The 13567-nt window shown below is 61.0% G+C and carries 25 protein-coding genes; 22 read left to right on the forward strand and 3 right to left on the reverse strand.

Annotation, left to right across the window (positions count from 1 at the left end):
• Positions 1 to 52: 52 nt before the first annotated feature.
• Both HU748_RS14705 and HU748_RS14710 read right to left on the reverse strand, forming a co-directional pair.
• Positions 53 to 253 (reverse strand): hypothetical protein, encoded by a 201-nt coding sequence (locus tag HU748_RS14705; RefSeq protein WP_060476701.1) that lies wholly within the window; start codon positions 251 to 253, stop codon positions 53 to 55.
• A gap of 14 nt (positions 254 to 267) precedes the next feature.
• Positions 268 to 477 (reverse strand): YdaS family helix-turn-helix protein, encoded by a 210-nt coding sequence (locus tag HU748_RS14710; RefSeq protein WP_169740510.1) that lies wholly within the window; start codon positions 475 to 477, stop codon positions 268 to 270.
• Between the two features lie 77 nt (positions 478 to 554).
• On the opposite strand from HU748_RS14710, the gene HU748_RS14715 reads away from it, so the two are divergent.
• From HU748_RS14715 to HU748_RS14800, 19 genes are all read left to right on the forward strand, one after another.
• Positions 555 to 1271: a helix-turn-helix transcriptional regulator gene (locus HU748_RS14715; protein ID WP_186721007.1), complete on the forward strand. Its 717-nt coding sequence runs from the start codon at positions 555 to 557 to the stop codon at positions 1269 to 1271.
• Positions 1272 to 1332: 61 nt separating this feature from the next.
• Positions 1333 to 1527 (forward strand): hypothetical protein, encoded by a 195-nt coding sequence (locus HU748_RS14720; RefSeq protein ID WP_186720867.1) that lies wholly within the window; start codon positions 1333 to 1335, stop codon positions 1525 to 1527.
• A gap of 454 nt (positions 1528 to 1981) precedes the next feature.
• Positions 1982 to 2113 carry a hypothetical protein gene (locus tag HU748_RS26625; protein WP_272979743.1) on the forward strand — a complete coding sequence of 44 codons (132 nt, stop codon included), beginning with the start codon at positions 1982 to 1984 and terminating at the stop codon, positions 2111 to 2113.
• A 201-nt stretch (positions 2114 to 2314) separates the two neighbouring features.
• The gene (locus tag HU748_RS14725) at positions 2315 to 2533 is read left to right on the forward strand and encodes a hypothetical protein (RefSeq protein WP_186720868.1); all 219 of its coding nucleotides are present in this window, start codon (positions 2315 to 2317) and stop codon (positions 2531 to 2533) included.
• Between the two features lie 131 nt (positions 2534 to 2664).
• Complete coding sequence (locus HU748_RS26630; RefSeq protein WP_186720869.1) at positions 2665 to 3207, forward strand: HNH endonuclease signature motif containing protein; 543 nt, start codon at positions 2665 to 2667, stop codon at positions 3205 to 3207.
• A 462-nt stretch (positions 3208 to 3669) separates the two neighbouring features.
• Complete coding sequence (locus HU748_RS14735) at positions 3670 to 3948, forward strand: hypothetical protein (RefSeq protein WP_186720870.1); 279 nt, start codon at positions 3670 to 3672, stop codon at positions 3946 to 3948.
• Entirely contained in the window at positions 3945 to 4166 is a 222-nt protein-coding gene (locus tag HU748_RS14740; protein WP_186720871.1) for a DUF551 domain-containing protein, read from the forward strand. Before HU748_RS14735 ends, HU748_RS14740 begins: the two co-directional genes overlap by 4 nt.
• A 20-nt stretch (positions 4167 to 4186) precedes the next feature.
• Positions 4187 to 4366, forward strand: coding sequence for a hypothetical protein (locus HU748_RS14745; RefSeq protein ID WP_186720872.1), 180 nt, complete (start codon positions 4187 to 4189; stop codon positions 4364 to 4366).
• A 17-nt stretch (positions 4367 to 4383) separates the two neighbouring features.
• The gene (locus HU748_RS14750) at positions 4384 to 4791 is read left to right on the forward strand and encodes a hypothetical protein (RefSeq protein WP_186720874.1); all 408 of its coding nucleotides are present in this window, start codon (positions 4384 to 4386) and stop codon (positions 4789 to 4791) included.
• Complete coding sequence (locus HU748_RS14755; protein ID WP_186720876.1) at positions 4788 to 4979, forward strand: hypothetical protein; 192 nt, start codon at positions 4788 to 4790, stop codon at positions 4977 to 4979. Before HU748_RS14750 ends, HU748_RS14755 begins: the two co-directional genes overlap by 4 nt.
• Positions 4976 to 5191 carry a hypothetical protein gene (locus HU748_RS14760; protein WP_186720878.1) on the forward strand — a complete coding sequence of 72 codons (216 nt, stop codon included), beginning with the start codon at positions 4976 to 4978 and terminating at the stop codon, positions 5189 to 5191. Before HU748_RS14755 ends, HU748_RS14760 begins: the two co-directional genes overlap by 4 nt.
• A complete protein-coding gene (locus HU748_RS14765; protein ID WP_186720879.1) occupies positions 5188 to 5514 on the forward strand; it encodes a hypothetical protein in 327 nt (108 codons plus the stop codon). Before HU748_RS14760 ends, HU748_RS14765 begins: the two co-directional genes overlap by 4 nt.
• Positions 5515 to 5636: 122 nt before the next feature.
• Positions 5637 to 6149 carry a zinc-finger-containing protein gene (locus HU748_RS14770; RefSeq protein WP_186720880.1) on the forward strand — a complete coding sequence of 171 codons (513 nt, stop codon included), beginning with the start codon at positions 5637 to 5639 and terminating at the stop codon, positions 6147 to 6149.
• A gap of 172 nt (positions 6150 to 6321) precedes the next feature.
• Positions 6322 to 7446, forward strand: coding sequence for a hypothetical protein (locus HU748_RS14775; protein WP_186720881.1), 1125 nt, complete (start codon positions 6322 to 6324; stop codon positions 7444 to 7446).
• Positions 7447 to 7454: 8 nt separating this feature from the next.
• Positions 7455 to 8399 (forward strand): RecT family recombinase, encoded by a 945-nt coding sequence (locus HU748_RS14780; protein WP_186720882.1) that lies wholly within the window; start codon positions 7455 to 7457, stop codon positions 8397 to 8399.
• Positions 8386 to 9015: a lambda exonuclease family protein gene (locus HU748_RS14785; protein WP_186720883.1), complete on the forward strand. Its 630-nt coding sequence runs from the start codon at positions 8386 to 8388 to the stop codon at positions 9013 to 9015. The genes HU748_RS14780 and HU748_RS14785 overlap by 14 nt, the downstream gene beginning before the upstream one ends.
• Complete coding sequence (locus tag HU748_RS14790) at positions 9012 to 9530, forward strand: hypothetical protein (protein WP_186720884.1); 519 nt, start codon at positions 9012 to 9014, stop codon at positions 9528 to 9530. The genes HU748_RS14785 and HU748_RS14790 overlap by 4 nt, the downstream gene beginning before the upstream one ends.
• Positions 9527 to 9721 carry a hypothetical protein gene (locus HU748_RS14795; RefSeq protein ID WP_186720886.1) on the forward strand — a complete coding sequence of 65 codons (195 nt, stop codon included), beginning with the start codon at positions 9527 to 9529 and terminating at the stop codon, positions 9719 to 9721. Before HU748_RS14790 ends, HU748_RS14795 begins: the two co-directional genes overlap by 4 nt.
• Positions 9722 to 9762: 41 nt before the next feature.
• A complete protein-coding gene (locus tag HU748_RS14800; RefSeq protein WP_186720887.1) occupies positions 9763 to 10272 on the forward strand; it encodes a hypothetical protein in 510 nt (169 codons plus the stop codon).
• Here the strand turns inward: HU748_RS14800 and HU748_RS14805 are convergent.
• Positions 10262 to 10834, reverse strand: coding sequence for a hypothetical protein (locus HU748_RS14805; protein ID WP_186720888.1), 573 nt, complete (start codon positions 10832 to 10834; stop codon positions 10262 to 10264). The two genes, HU748_RS14800 and HU748_RS14805, sit on opposite strands and share 11 nt — an antisense overlap.
• Before the next feature lie 217 nt (positions 10835 to 11051).
• Here HU748_RS14805 and HU748_RS14810 point away from each other — a divergent pair, with 217 nt between their 5' ends.
• From HU748_RS14810 to HU748_RS14820, 3 genes are read left to right on the forward strand one after another with little or no spacing between them, the layout of a single operon-like run.
• Positions 11052 to 11342 (forward strand): hypothetical protein, encoded by a 291-nt coding sequence (locus HU748_RS14810; protein WP_238343367.1) that lies wholly within the window; start codon positions 11052 to 11054, stop codon positions 11340 to 11342.
• A gap of 13 nt (positions 11343 to 11355) precedes the next feature.
• Positions 11356 to 12777 carry a DNA cytosine methyltransferase gene (locus tag HU748_RS14815; protein ID WP_186720889.1) on the forward strand — a complete coding sequence of 474 codons (1422 nt, stop codon included), beginning with the start codon at positions 11356 to 11358 and terminating at the stop codon, positions 12775 to 12777.
• An 8-nt stretch (positions 12778 to 12785) separates the two neighbouring features.
• The gene (locus HU748_RS14820) at positions 12786 to 13541 is read left to right on the forward strand and encodes a hypothetical protein (RefSeq protein ID WP_186720890.1); all 756 of its coding nucleotides are present in this window, start codon (positions 12786 to 12788) and stop codon (positions 13539 to 13541) included.
• The last annotated feature ends 26 nt before the right edge of the window (positions 13542 to 13567 follow it).

Here is a 13567-nt window from a genome sequence, read left to right on the forward strand (position 1 = left end):
CGTCACTCAGGTGCTCGTAGTCGATTTCAGCCACGTGACCTCCATAGGGCCTCTAGGCCGCGCTAGACTGCTTGTCGTCCTTGCTGAGCGCTTCGATGGCGCCGTTCTCGACCGCCCACTCGATCATTTCGTAGAGGTATGTGGCGTGCTGCATCTCTGCGCGCTCTGCTGCCCTGGCCAGGATTCGGTCCAGGGTCTTGTTGAAACGGACCTTCCGAGGCGTATCACGCTTGTGGGATTGGTCGGCGTACATACGGGTACTGCTCCTTATGCGGCTTCAGATGGGTAAAGGTCTGGGCGAAGCTCATGGCGCGAAACGCCAGTGGCTTTCTCGATAGGAAGTGCTTGGCGGGCCGGCACGCCTCTGGTTTTCCAATAGGAAACAGCCATAGGCGTAACGCCCAGCAGATCGGCAAGGGCTTTGCCCGAGCCGGCGGCATGGATTGCGCGTTCCAGAGGTGTGGGGTTCATAAACATTCCGCCTTGGGCGAGTAAACACAACTCAACGATACGTTTATTTTATAAACATAGCAAGAGCGGTAAACTTGGTGTTTATGACTACTCAACATTCAGGCGATCGCCTCCGGGCTCAGATGCAGCAGCAGCGCATCTCAAACACGGATCTGGCAGCCAAGCTCGACACCAAGCTGCAGAACATCAACAACTGGTTTTCGCGCGGAATCCCGGCCGGGAAGATGATGGCGGTTGCCCGCGCGCTCGGCGTACGCTATGAATGGCTTGAAACCGGCGAAGGAGCCGCCAAGGCGACGGACCCCACCGAACATCCCGATGCAGAGCCCATGAAGCTCTGGGATGACGAAACCCCCATGGAAGATGATGAGGTGGCCGTGCCATTTCTGCGTGAGGTCGAATTAGCGGCTGGTTCCGGCCGCTTTGCGATCGAGGAAAGCCAGACGGCGACCTTGCGGTTTGGAAAGCGAAGCCTGCGGAACAACGGGGTCCAGTATGAACACGCCAGGTGCGTGACAGTCCGCGGCAACAGCATGCTGCCGATACTGCGCGATGGCGCGACCGTGGGCGTAAACACGGGCCGAACCTCATTTGCCGACATCGTCGACGGCGACCTGTACGTGATCAACCACAATGGGCAGCTCCGAGTAAAGCAGCTGTACCGGCTGCCAAACGGGATCAGACTGCGCAGCTTCAACCGCGAAGAGCATCCGGACGAGGATTACACCTACCGGGAAATGCAGGATGAAAACATGGTGATCCTCGGCCACGTGTTTTGGTGGGGCATGTATGCCAGGTGAGGCTCCGGCGCCTGGCGCGCTGAGCCGGGCGTGCGGCTGGGCCTTCATTGCTGGCATCGTCATGCTGGCAGTAGAGCTGCTCTCCTACATGCTTGGCATCAGCACATCAGGGATGGTGTTCGCATCGGGCATGGCACTCCTGCTTGCCAGCGCTTTGGTTGGCGCATTCGCCGACCGCAGCAAGCCTAAGCTTGAGGACCTCGTGACCATTGGCATCGGGGTCTGCTTCTTCATCTGGCTCGCCTGGAAAGCATGAGATAGACCGCTCCACAAGCAAATAGCCCGCCCTGTGCGGGCTTTTTTGTGCCTGCCGAATAAACAAAAATAAACATTAGGTGTTGACGTGTTTATAAACATGGCGTTTACTGTGCACATCGAGGCGCTACTGAGGCCCTCGCCGAGGCCCTCAAGCCTCACCGCTCTTTAACAGCCAGCGCCATGCCCGACTACCCGGCCCAGCCGGTTAGGTCACTCCCGGCTCCATCGGTGGGAGGTCAGTAAACCGATGAACAAAACCGCACTTGCCTCTACCGGCGACCGGCGATCCGACAGGCCCGAAAGCCTGCCCACGCGCAGCTCACTGCGACGGCGGACGAGGTGTTGACCGAACTGAGTGAATGACCTGGTAAGCGGGTGCGGAGAAACACCAAGAGATTCACTGAAGCACCTGGGCGACCGGGTGCTTTGGGAATCCACTGGAGGAACACGACATGAACCGCAAGCAATTCCGCAAAGCCCGCGTCGCCGTGAAGTCCGACCGCATCAACAACACCTGCAACTGCCTCGTTCCCGGTTACGAGAAGGCGCTGATCCTTGAGCTGATGCACCGCGACCGCGCCTGACGATTTCACTGGCTGGCCTTGGCGACAGGGCCAGACGGAAAAAAACCGCCCTGGAGGGCAAGACGATGATGGGCCAATTTGAAGTGGTTGATATGTGGAACTACCACGCCGCCCAATACCAACCAACCCTGATTTGCCGCAGCTTCGACAGGGGCTGCGCCCACATCACCATTATGCGCCGCCTGTAAGGAGTGCTCTGCTATGGCTGTCTGCATGTACAGGGAGCATGAGCGACAGGAGCGCGAAGCCGCGCATGCCTCCTATCTTGCCGATCCCCAGTTCCCTGCTTTTCAGGCAGAGGCGAAAAAACGCGGCTACCGGAAGGCGACCATCAGCGAGGTCAACGCCAGCGCCGAGCGGGTGCAATGGGCGCCAGATCTGTACTGCTGGAAAGGCGGCCTCTGGGTCGTAGTCAATTAACCAACCCCTGCACCCACACGCCCCTTAACTGGGGGCTTTGACAGTAAATCCCTGACAGCCGGAAAGACGGCCCGATGCCCTGCTCCCCATCGCAGGCTGCATCGGTTCTGAATTCAATCTGGAGATATCCCGTGGACAAGGACTACTTGAACGCGTGCCTTTCCTATTGCCCCGAGACTGGGGAGCTGACCTGGCGCCAAAGACCGGTTGGTCACTTCGTCAGCGAGGCTGCTTGTAAGGCGTGGAACGCAAAACACGCTGGTCGACCAGCTGGATCTGAACGTACTAGGGTCGGGCGCTACCGTATTTGTAGCGTCAACCGGAAGCGCATTTTCGCTCACCGCTTGATCATGCTCATGCTCGGGCGGGATATCGACGGAAAAGAGGTTGATCACCTTAATGGAAACGGCCTGGACAACAGACTCTGCAACCTTCGCGTTGTTTCTCGCCGCGAGAACAACATGAACATCAGGAAGCAGGCTCGAAACTCCTCTGGCGTGACCGGCGTTCGCCTGCATCGCTGCGGCAATAGCTACGGCGCGTTCATCATCAGGCACTCCAAGCGCGAATGGCTTGGCAGCTTCGACAACATTTTCGACGCGGCAGCCGCAAGGAAATCCGCAGAGAACAGGTATGGGTTCGGGCCATCCCACGGCCTGGCTATGAACCAGTAACAGCATCCCGATCGCACTGAGCTGATCAGTGAGGCCGCTCCGCCATAAGCGGCCTGTTCTCTAGCCCTAATCCCGGCGGGTATCAGCAACGGGAATAGCACTGCTGCAACAGTGCGTACGGCGACCGCTGGTGGAACAGCGGTTCTGAATCACCTGCCTGCAGTGAGCCCAAAGCAGGCCCGATGTTCCCTTGGCGGGGTTCATCGGTCAGAACCATCCCAGCAACTGCCTTGCTGGTAGCGCCCGACCTGACTTGGTCGTGCCCGAATCCGCCTTGAACAAGCGGCCTTAGGGTTTGTTCCCGCCTGAGCAGCAGGCAGGACTGCCGATGGTTCTGACCGATGCCCCCCGCATCCCCTTCCCTTCACATTGACCGCATTGGCAGGCGCCAGGCCACCTTTCACGGTGGGTTTGGTCACCCGCGCCTGGCTCCTGGCCAATGCGGTTGCCGAGGATCACAAAATGCATCACTGCACCGATACCCAGGCCGTGTGCCGGGGCTGCGGCCTCAAGCTGCGTGGATCTCCTTCGTGGAAAGGCGGGCTGGCCTATCACCCCGACCCGAAAGGCGAAGTGCATAGCTGCCACTACGGTGGTTGGGTCTGCTCGCGGCGCTGTGACATCAAAGCCTGCGTCGAATTGGAAGGAACGATGCCCGGATGTGGCGGAGTGAACAGCTTCGAGCGCCTTTCGCCCTACGCCAAAGAGAGCATCAACCGCCATTGGCCGGAGGCAGCATGAGCGGCTGGATCAAGTGCTCTGAGCGCATGCCTGGGCTGCCCAGGGGTGGCGGAAAGGCCTGGGTAATCGCCTACACACCAGCTCGAAAAGCGCAAAGCGCCTTCAACGGCACCCGCTTCCTCTACTGGAATGGCATCGACTGGCGTTACGGCGATGGCTCGCGCTTCGAGCATCGCGTGACCCACTGGCAGCCACACCTCACTCCACCCACCGAGTAACCCACCACCTGGAGGCGACCATGGGCGACCCAATCAAGGCGCTGGCCAAGCGCGAGCGACGCATAGCGCGCATCACAGCTGAGCGTCTCGCTGAGTCCAGAGAGAAATCTGATCGTGCCGCCTACCGAGAATCTCAGGCAGGCGGCTCAGAAGATCTGATCCGAATCTCCGACATCCCTTACACGCCCTTTAAGGGCTGATCATTCTGGAGGCGACCATGGGCGCACTTCGAGCAGCACAGTTTGAGTACGACAACCGGATGCCGCCGGCGGTGAGCGATCAGGCCGGGGCCGCCGAGATCTGGATTCAGGACATGTTCCATCAGCTTCTGCGTGGCGCCGATGCGACGTTCCAGGTTGATAGCGAGATCCGCGGTGTCACCTACGAGCGCTTCGCCCAGGCCGTTGACGAGCACGCATCGCCAGGCATCACCAGTCCCAGCGCCGTGGGCAGACTGCTGCTGGCCGCACGGCGCCGCGACGCGAGCGATTCGCACAACGTGTACCACGAGGTTATGGCCGCGCCCTGCCCTGACGCAGTACTAGAGCGGCTGGCGCGCGATCTGCTGACGCCATTCGCCGCCGCCGGAGTACAGGCCCAGGCCTACGAGGCATGCGAGCCATGAGTCCGCACGTCTTGATTGATCAGCAGCTTGATGCCTTGGTGCACCCGGGTACGCCAATCAGCTACTCAACAATCATCAGCCATCAGCTGACGGAAATGCTCCGCGACGGACGCATCACCATCGAAGAGTTCAACCACTACTGCGGGCGCCTCAACAAGATCGTTGATGGGCGCAAGGAGGTTGCATGAATACGCCGATCTTCCCGTCGATAATCGACGACCAGGTGGCCGAGGCCGCTCAGGCCGTGCCCGACGATCGCATCCTGATGGTGTTCAAGGGCCTGACCCTGGAGGACGCCATGAATCAGGCGCGCATGGCTCACATCGAGAACCCGGCGGCTTGGTCTGGCCGGGCCTACCTCTGTGGCATTTGCACGCTGGCCTATGAGGTGCGGACATGAGCTACTCACGCACCGACTACTACGCCGAAGGCCTGTCAGAGGCATTGGATGAGCATGGCGTAACCGCAACCGCTGAGCAGATCCGCGCAATCGCAAGTGACATTGTTGGCTGGTCCGAGTGCATCGGCATGGCCTTCCATGTTCCGGCTGGAGATCCGCGCGACAGCGAGCTTGCCGAACTCCGCAAACAACTTGATCGCGAGCGAAACAAGGTTTCGTGCGGAGTATGCAAAGGCTCTGGTCTTTTGCGCTTTCAAGGCCCGTACCACGGATCAACATCCACCTGCCACAAATGCAATGGCGCAGGGAGGCACGACCCATGACCAGCTACCAGCACGCCCGACGCATGGTCATCTGGCGCGGCTCCTTCTCTGCCCTCTTCGCCTGTACCGCCTTCATGCTCGCCAGCGCACTGGCTGGCTCCATCACCAACTAGGACAACCACATGCCAATCGATCCTCGGGCAAACGCCCCCGAGCGCATTGCTGCACCTGCTCCGCTGCCTCACGTCAGCCGCAGAGCACTAAAACGCGTAAAGAACCCAATCCCCGCTCCATGCGAATGCCGCTATTGCGGCGATCAGGTTGATCTGGTCTGTAACTCGGAAATCTACAACGGGCGCAGCTACGGCGACTGGCCGTATGCCTATCTCTGCTCCGGCTGCTACGCCTATGTAGGCCTGCATCCTGATACAGACATTCCTCTCGGGACGCTGGCCGATAGCGCTCTGCGCGCCGTCCGTAATCGGTGCAAGGCTGTCTTCCACAAGCACATCACCGACACCGGCATGGGCCGCACGCAGGCTTATCGCTGGCTGGCTGAGCAGATGCAAATCGATGTCGGCGTCTGCCACTTCGGCTGGTTCGAGCAAGCCGACTGCGAGCGCGCTGAGGCCATCGTCAAGTCGTCCGTACCACAAACAGCCATGGCGATGGCGTTTGCCAAAGCAGCTTCCTGATTCACGTAGCCGAGCACGGCGGCCCTTCGGGATAACCGTACCCCTTCGGGAGCGTAAGCGGCGAGAGCGCGCACCCATCCACCGCAGCCAGGGCCTGGAGCGTACCTCCGTGCCTGGGTGACCTGGCATTCCCCTTTCAACTGACGGCGCCGGCCTGGCGCGAGGTTTTCCAATGTCCGCAGAACAGAAACTGATCGCGATCGAAGAGATCAGCGAGGCGAACGCCCCGGCCATCTACGTGGCCGGCGGCCTGCAGCAATTCATCGACCTGGTGAAGGCCGAGATCGAGGGCGAAGTTCCCGACCTCACCACTCGCAAGGGCCGCGAGCGGATCGCCAGCTTGGCCGCCAAGGTCAGCAAGTCGAAGACCGCTGTCGAGAAGCCGGGCCGCGACTACCTGCGCCGGCTCAAGGAAATGCCGAAGGTGGTCGAAGCCGAGCTGCGCGATTTCGTGACCAAGATGGACGCGCTGCGGGACGAGACGCGCCGACCGCTCACCGAGTGGGAGCAGGCAGAAGCCGCCCGTGTCGCCAAGCATGAGCAGGGCATTGCAGCAATCAAAGCGGAAGGCGCCGAACTCGGCCTGCTGACCTCCGAGGACCTTCTGGCCCGGATCGGAAGGGTTGAAGGCGTTGCCCTGGACGGCACCTGGGAAGAATTCACCGCTGAGGCCGGACAGGTGAAAGACCAAGTGTTATCCGTGCTTCGTGAAGCGCTGGAGGCCAGGCAGAAATATGACGCGGAGCAAGCCGAGCTGTCCCGCCTGCGCCGCGAAGCAGAAGAGCGCGCTGAGCAGGACCGCATCAGGCTGGCACAAGAGGCTGCTGTTGAGGCCGAGCGCCAGCGCGTGGCCCAGGAACAACAGGCCGCGCGCGATGCTGCAGCACGCCGCGAGCAGGAGCTGATCGAACAGGCCGCTGCGCGGGAGCGCGAAGCCGAGAACCAGCGCCTGCAGCTCAAGTTGCAGGCCGAGCAGGCCGAGCGCGCCCGTGTTCAGGCTGAGGCCGACCGCGTTGCCGCAGAGCAGCGTGCTGAGCAAGAGCGCCAGGCTGCCGTCCGCCGGGCTGAAGAAGCTGCCGAGCAGGCACGCCAGGAAGAACGCCGCCGCTCCGATGCCGCCGCCGCCGAGATCCTTCGCCAGCAAGAAGCCCGCGAGCGCGACAAGAACCACCGCCGCAACATCAACCGCGCCGCCCTGGACGCCTTCGTCGCCGGCGGCATGACCGAGGAATGCGCCAAGCAGGCCATCACGCTGATCGCTGAGCGCAAAATCCCGAACATCAATATTTCCTACTGAGGTAAGCCATGAGCCAGGCAGTAGCCATTATCTCGCAGGACATTTACGCTCAGCGGAATCAGTTCGCCAACGTGCTGACCGACCGCTCGCTGAACTTCGAGCGCGAGGCCGAATTCGCCATCCAGGTCATCACCTCGAGCGAGTACGCCACCAAGGTGGCCATGCAGAACCGGCAGTCGGTGGCCAACGCGATCACCAACATCGCCGCCATCGGCATCAGTCTGAACCCGGCCAAGAAGCAGGCATACCTGGTGCCGCGCGATGGCCGCATCTGCCTGGATATCAGCTACATCGGCTTGATGGACCTGGCCATGTCGACCGGTGCCATTCGCTGGGCGCAGGCCGAGTTGGTCTACGCCGCCGATGCGTTCAGCCTGAACGGCTTCGACAAGCCTCCGACCCATTCCTACAACCCGTTCGCCAAGGATCGCGGCGAAGTGATCGGCGTTTACGTGGTAGTCAAGACTGCAGATGGCGATTACCTGACCGAAACCATGAGCATCGAGGATGTGAACGCCATCCGTGACCGCTCCAGCGCATGGAAAGCTTGGGTCAGCAAGAACAAATCCTGCCCATGGGTCACTGACCCGGGCGAGATGGCCAAGAAGACCGTAGTGAAGCGCGGTTACAAGTACTGGCCGAAGACTGAGCGCCTGGAGCAGGCGATTCATCACTTGAACACAGACGGTGGCGAGGGGCTGGCCAGCGTGTCCGGCTCTGCACCCACCGACCCCGAGATGGTGAACAGCTGGATTGCACTGGCACAGAAGGCCGGCAGCCTGGAAGCATTGACCGATGTCTATCAGCAGGCAACCGCCGCCATGAAACAGGCAAAGGATGCTACCGGCCATGCTCGCTTCAAGGCCGAGGTCACCAAGCGTGCCGACGCTATCAAGGCAGAGACGGCGCCCATCGAAGGCGAATCTGAGGAGGTGTTAGATGGAGCAGCGTAGCGCTGAATGGTTCGCGGCACGCCTTGGGTGCGTGACCGCCAGCCGAGTGAAGGACGTTATGGCGAGCGGCCGAGGCGGCGCGCCGTCTGCCACCCGGAAAAACTACATGATGGAGCTTCTGTGCGAGCGCCTCACCGGCCAGTCTGGCGGCGCTGACCTTTCCCGCAATGCTGCCGTGCAGCGCGGCGTCGAGCTTGAACCGTTTGCCTGCATGGCCTACGAGGCCGACAAAGGCCTGATGGTGGTCGAAACCGGCCTGGTCATGCACCCGACGATTGCTGGCTTTGGTGCGTCACCAGATGGGCTGGTAGGCGACGATGGCGTGCTGGAGATTAAGTGCCCAAACACTGCGACCCACATCGCCACCATGCAGTCTGGGCGCCACGACCCGCAGTACGAGTGGCAGATGCTGGCCCAGATGGCCTGCACCGGCAGGGCCTGGGCAGACTTCGTCAGCTACGACGACCGCTTGCCTGAGCCGCTTCAGTACGTTTGCCACCGCTTCGAGCGCGACTTCAAGCGCATCCGCGAGATGGAGGCCGAGATCAAGGCGTTTATGGAAGAGCTCAGCGACCTGGAGAAGGAGATGCGCGAGCGAATGAAGGAGGCAGCATGAACCAATCAATCGACCTGGAGGCCGCACAAGCGGCCTTCTTTGCATCTGGCGGACAGATCGTCGTGCTGGAGGGGTTCCAGTACGTTCCCCACCGGCAGCGCCATCACCCTGAGCCGAAGCCAAAGCGGATCAGGCCAGTCAAGCAGGAGCGCGGCGGCGAGCGTAAAAGTCGCGCCATGGCTCGCACAGCTCAGATCGAAGAGCTCGCCAAGACCATGACCTGTGGCGAGGTCGCAAAGCTCCTTGGCGAAACCAAGACCGCCCTATGGGGCGTGGCGGCGCGAGGTGGATTCAGGTTCTTCAGCCCGCAGAGGCAGGCAAGGCCGGAGAAGGTGAAGGCTGAACCGAGCCAGCAGGATCGCGATATGGCAGAAAAGATCATCGCGTTGCGCGATGCGGGAAAATCTCGGTGCGCGGTTACCGTCGAGCTTGGGATCGGCAACTGCAGGCTCGTGCGACTGCTTGCGCTGTTCGATATCGACTTCCCGATCCGACGTGACAGGGGAAGACGATGAGCGATTGCGGCGAGCATCCCAGCGTCTACTACCTTGGCCGGGAATGTCGCCGCAACGGAGGCGGCAAACTGGCCAACCCATTCGCCTCTCACACGTTCCACGGCTCATGGTTCCTTGCCGGTTGGAACGACATGGACATGGAAATTGAGCAGAAAAATCCGAAGCGCGCTGCAAAGAACAAGGCGGCGTGAGCAGTTCAACCTACCGCCCAGCGGATTGAAGGAGGTGCCGTATGGCGATGTCTCAGAAGTACCGCGACGAGAAGCGCCGCGCCAAGGCCGCCAAGTTGCAGGAAGAAGACCTGCGCTTGAAGGTTCGACCAGGGACTAAGCAGGCCCTGCTGGAGCTGATGGAGTGGGCCGGTATCGAGGAACAGGGCGAGGCGATGACGCTGATGATTCATCACATCGAGGCGCTCGGGCATCACGCATTGCTCAGGATCGCGCGCCACGAAATCGAAGCTCACCGAAATGTGGCGCGAAATGAGCCGCTGCGGCTGTCAGCCAGGAAGCTAACCGGCCAGCACCTGCGGGCGATCTGCGGCTGGGCCGATGCCACCTACAGCCAGATGATCGAGGCGCTGATCCACGGCATCCACGCCCTGGGCAGGATGCACGCGGCGAAGTTTCTCACCCCGCCGCGACATGAAATCAGCATATCGCCCCGCTTGGCCCTGGCTTTCGACCGGAAGAGCATGCTGATGATTCAGCAGGATCCGGGGGATGAGATAATCACACCGTAACAGCAGCCTGCGACAGTAGTGCGAGCAAGGCTGTTCCGTTATCGTGGGGTGACATCCGCGACTCTCTGTAAAGCTGTTCCGCCGTAATCCCCCTGCTCTCGTCGTCAATGTCGAGCCCAATAATCATTAGCTTCAGGCAAAGCAATAGTAAGGATTCAGTCGAGAGCTTATGCTGGAGCATGGTCTCGGCTGTGAGGGTGTCAACATCAGCGTGAGCGAAGTACTTATTTCTGTACCCATCGATCTCAAGCGTTTCATAGATGGAGCGCGCATCTGAAGCGGCAGCCCTTCCGCTGTCGGACAACACCGTGGCGTACGTTTTTTCGATGTACGGCACGCTCAGATTCTTATTGCCCCGGCGATCGGCAGCAGGATCAAAGAAGGAGCAGACGTTCAAAACAATATTCTTCAGTAGCGAATACTGGAGAATCTTGAACGTTTCAGGGTACATCGATATGAAGATATCGGATTGAGGAGATGCGAATAACCGCGCAAAAAGCTCTATCTCACGACTTGTTGATACAGCCGAAGAAATAAATACCTCAACGTCCTTTCGCTTCACCGTGCGACTCCTTTTTCGGTCCGGCCCCATGCCGGTCACCCGTAATACCCCATCCCCAACCAAATTGCCACCATGCCGCCACCAGCACGGAGGGCGGCGCATGCATGGAGATCACCATGAGTACGTTCGCAGTGTTCGGCATGACCGCCTATGTTGCACTGGCAGAAGCCAGGAAGACGACCTCAACCAAGCGCCCCCCCCCCTAAAGCCTGGTGCGATGCCTGAGGAAATGAGCCAGGGCGAGTGGGCTCTCGCCGTTGAGAAGGCTGCCGCCAAGATCATGCGCGGCACCAAGGTGCGACAGCTAAGCCCCGTTTTTGACGCCCCGCAGTATGCCGAGCAGTTCGCCGCCCTTGCCCGCAAGACAGGGGTCTGCCGAGACCTTCGCGTGCGCGCCAAGTGCACGCTCACTGATAGCGAAGGCAATCCGATCATCAACAAGAAGACGAAGGCGCCTCGCATCGGGTGGGTCGACTACCTTCCCGAAATGACACCAAAAGTCGCATAGCCCAGGAGCACCCATGCCCATCACCTACGGAAGCGTCTGCAGCGGCATTGAAGCTGCGACCGTTGCCTGGCACCCGCTGGGCTGGCGTGCCGCGTGGTACGCCGAGATCGAGCCATTTCCCTGCGCGGTACTGGCTCACCACTACCCCACTACGCCGAATCAAGGCGACATGACCCGCCTGGCAGCCATGGTGCTGTCCGGCAAGATCCCGGCGCCTGAGGTCCTGGTCGGTGGCACGCCCTGCCAGGCCTTCAGCGTGGCAGGTATGCGGGAAGGCTTGGCCGATCCCCGCGGTGCCCTCACCATCAAATACGTGGAGCTGCTCGATGCAATTGACCATGTTCGAACCATGCGCGGCCAGCCCGAGGCCACCTGTCTCTGGGAAAACGTCCCCGGCGTCCTCTCCGACAAAGGCAACGCGTTCGGCTGCTTCCTCGGCGCCCTGGTGGGCGAATCCGAAGAACTCCAACCGCCAGGGGGCAAATGGAAGGACGCTGGTTGTGTGTATGGAACCACGCGAACAGTCGCATGGCGGGTTCTGGATGCCCAATATTTCGGCCTGGCCCAACGACGCCGCCGTGTGTTCGTTGTCGCAAGTGCTCGAGCAGGGTTCGATCCACTCGAAGTACTTTTTGAGCGCGAAGGCCTGCGCCGGGATACTCCGCCGCGCCGAGGCGAGGGGCAAGACGTTGCCTGCACCCTTGATGCACGCACTGATGGCGGTGGCTTCCCAGGAACAGACGGAGCCACCGGAGGGCATGTAGTTGCCCCGCCGGACTGGCCAAGGACCTTTGGGGGCGGATCTAACTGCCTGCAGACGGACGTCGCTACTGCACTAAGTGCCCACCCAGGCGGAACCCGAATGGATGCGGAGACTGAAACCTTCGTTGTGTCGGCGCCGCTCACAACAAACCCGTACGGTGATCACGAAAGCCGCGAGAGCCTGTTGGTGGTGGCTGGAACCCTGCAGGCCAACGGCAAGGCTGCCGGCAGCGCTACCCAGCAAGACGCGGAAAGCGGAATGCTGGTCGTGCATGGCACGCAAGATCCCGACGTGAGGTATGACCAGGCGCATACGCTAGGGCGCAACAACGGCATGGAGAACGCCTTGCTCGCCTTTAGCTGCAAGGATCACGGCGCAGATACTGGAGAGATCGCGCCGACGCTGCGCGCAATGGGCCACAGCGACAGCCACCCCAACTCTGGGGGTCAGGTGGCAGTACAAGGCCCCAGCGGCGTTCGCCGCCTCACCCCTAGAGAGTGCGAACGCCTCCAGGGCTTCCCTGATGACTACACGCTGATCCCCTATCGCGGTCGTGTCCGAGGCCTTTGCCCTGACGGCCCGCGCTACAAGGCGATCGGCAACAGCAAGGCCGTCCCCGTCGTGCGCTGGATCGGTCGGCGCATCGCCCAACAACTTCAACGTCTCGACTGAGGTATCCCATGCCCACAGAAAACCGATCCAGCAACACAGAGATGGTCAGCGTGCCGCGCGAGCAGCTACAGGCCTGGCAGAAACGCTTCTCGAAAGCACAGATATTCAAGGAGTCCAGTGAGGTGCAGGCACTCCTGGCCCAGCCAGCCCAGCACCAGGGCGAGCCGGTGGCGGTGCTGTATGCCAATGGCACCGTACTGACCAAGGCGGACTGCGGCGATGTCTTCGATATTTGCTGCAAGGTGGAAACTCCGCTATACACCCACGCCGACCCTGCCGACATTGAGCGGCTGCGCGAAGAGGTTGGAGGCCTTGAGCAAGTCGTAAAGCTGCAAGTTGAAGCGCTGAAGGGGTTGATCTTCGCGGCGCGGACAACCGGAGGCACTGCCGGGCCAGATCAGGGATTGGTTCAGGCGTGCGAGAAGGCCGAGCACGCAATATCGCTTGGCGGAATCGGGAAAGCGTACATGAGCGGCGCAGACGCCGCCCTATCCGCCAGTGCAGAGCCGGAAGGCCATTCGGAGGCTTGGCCTAAAGCAGGAAAGCGATGCTTGTGCCCTGCATGCTGCCGCCATCGTAAGGAGGCCGGAGAGCCAAGCGCGCCGGTTGAGCGCGATGAGCTGGTGAGCGAAGACGAATTGCGCGATATGGCCGCTATCGCTTGCCAGTCAGCACTGGCGCACGGCGTGAGCGAAGAGTGGTTCATGCAATTGGCCCGGAGTGTCGAGCAGCGAGCCCGCGCCGCCCTGGAGCGCAAGCCGTAACCCCACCCCGCTGTAACCCCTCTCCC

Source organism: Pseudomonas sp. RW3S2 (assembly GCF_014268955.1).
GTDB classification, from domain to species: Bacteria; Pseudomonadota; Gammaproteobacteria; order Pseudomonadales; family Pseudomonadaceae; genus Aquipseudomonas; species Aquipseudomonas wayambapalatensis.

What these genes read in the sequence shown, in the direction of transcription:
- HU748_RS14705 (WP_060476701.1), bottom strand. Translation starts at nt 253, where the DNA reads ATGTACGCCGACCAATCCCACAAGCGTGATACGCCTCGGAAGGTCCGT.
- HU748_RS14710 (WP_169740510.1), bottom strand. Translation starts at nt 477, where the DNA reads ATGTTTATGAACCCCACACCTCTGGAACGCGCAATCCATGCCGCCGGC.
- HU748_RS14715 (WP_186721007.1), top strand. Translation starts at nt 555, where the DNA reads ATGACTACTCAACATTCAGGCGATCGCCTCCGGGCTCAGATGCAGCAG.
- HU748_RS14720 (WP_186720867.1), top strand. Translation starts at nt 1,333, where the DNA reads ATGCTGGCAGTAGAGCTGCTCTCCTACATGCTTGGCATCAGCACATCA.
- HU748_RS26625 (WP_272979743.1), top strand. Translation starts at nt 1,982, where the DNA reads ATGAACCGCAAGCAATTCCGCAAAGCCCGCGTCGCCGTGAAGTCCGAC.
- HU748_RS14725 (WP_186720868.1), top strand. Translation starts at nt 2,315, where the DNA reads ATGGCTGTCTGCATGTACAGGGAGCATGAGCGACAGGAGCGCGAAGCC.
- HU748_RS14735 (WP_186720870.1), top strand. Translation starts at nt 3,670, where the DNA reads ATGCATCACTGCACCGATACCCAGGCCGTGTGCCGGGGCTGCGGCCTC.
- HU748_RS14740 (WP_186720871.1), top strand. Translation starts at nt 3,945, where the DNA reads ATGAGCGGCTGGATCAAGTGCTCTGAGCGCATGCCTGGGCTGCCCAGG.
- HU748_RS14745 (WP_186720872.1), top strand. Translation starts at nt 4,187, where the DNA reads ATGGGCGACCCAATCAAGGCGCTGGCCAAGCGCGAGCGACGCATAGCG.
- HU748_RS14750 (WP_186720874.1), top strand. Translation starts at nt 4,384, where the DNA reads ATGGGCGCACTTCGAGCAGCACAGTTTGAGTACGACAACCGGATGCCG.
- HU748_RS14755 (WP_186720876.1), top strand. Translation starts at nt 4,788, where the DNA reads ATGAGTCCGCACGTCTTGATTGATCAGCAGCTTGATGCCTTGGTGCAC.
- HU748_RS14760 (WP_186720878.1), top strand. Translation starts at nt 4,976, where the DNA reads ATGAATACGCCGATCTTCCCGTCGATAATCGACGACCAGGTGGCCGAG.
- HU748_RS14765 (WP_186720879.1), top strand. Translation starts at nt 5,188, where the DNA reads ATGAGCTACTCACGCACCGACTACTACGCCGAAGGCCTGTCAGAGGCA.
- HU748_RS14770 (WP_186720880.1), top strand. Translation starts at nt 5,637, where the DNA reads ATGCCAATCGATCCTCGGGCAAACGCCCCCGAGCGCATTGCTGCACCT.
- HU748_RS14775 (WP_186720881.1), top strand. Translation starts at nt 6,322, where the DNA reads ATGTCCGCAGAACAGAAACTGATCGCGATCGAAGAGATCAGCGAGGCG.
- HU748_RS14780 (WP_186720882.1), top strand. Translation starts at nt 7,455, where the DNA reads ATGAGCCAGGCAGTAGCCATTATCTCGCAGGACATTTACGCTCAGCGG.
- HU748_RS14785 (WP_186720883.1), top strand. Translation starts at nt 8,386, where the DNA reads ATGGAGCAGCGTAGCGCTGAATGGTTCGCGGCACGCCTTGGGTGCGTG.
- HU748_RS14790 (WP_186720884.1), top strand. Translation starts at nt 9,012, where the DNA reads ATGAACCAATCAATCGACCTGGAGGCCGCACAAGCGGCCTTCTTTGCA.
- HU748_RS14795 (WP_186720886.1), top strand. Translation starts at nt 9,527, where the DNA reads ATGAGCGATTGCGGCGAGCATCCCAGCGTCTACTACCTTGGCCGGGAA.
- HU748_RS14800 (WP_186720887.1), top strand. Translation starts at nt 9,763, where the DNA reads ATGGCGATGTCTCAGAAGTACCGCGACGAGAAGCGCCGCGCCAAGGCC.
- HU748_RS14810 (WP_238343367.1), top strand. Translation starts at nt 11,052, where the DNA reads ATGCCTGAGGAAATGAGCCAGGGCGAGTGGGCTCTCGCCGTTGAGAAG.
- HU748_RS14815 (WP_186720889.1), top strand. Translation starts at nt 11,356, where the DNA reads ATGCCCATCACCTACGGAAGCGTCTGCAGCGGCATTGAAGCTGCGACC.
- HU748_RS14820 (WP_186720890.1), top strand. Translation starts at nt 12,786, where the DNA reads ATGCCCACAGAAAACCGATCCAGCAACACAGAGATGGTCAGCGTGCCG.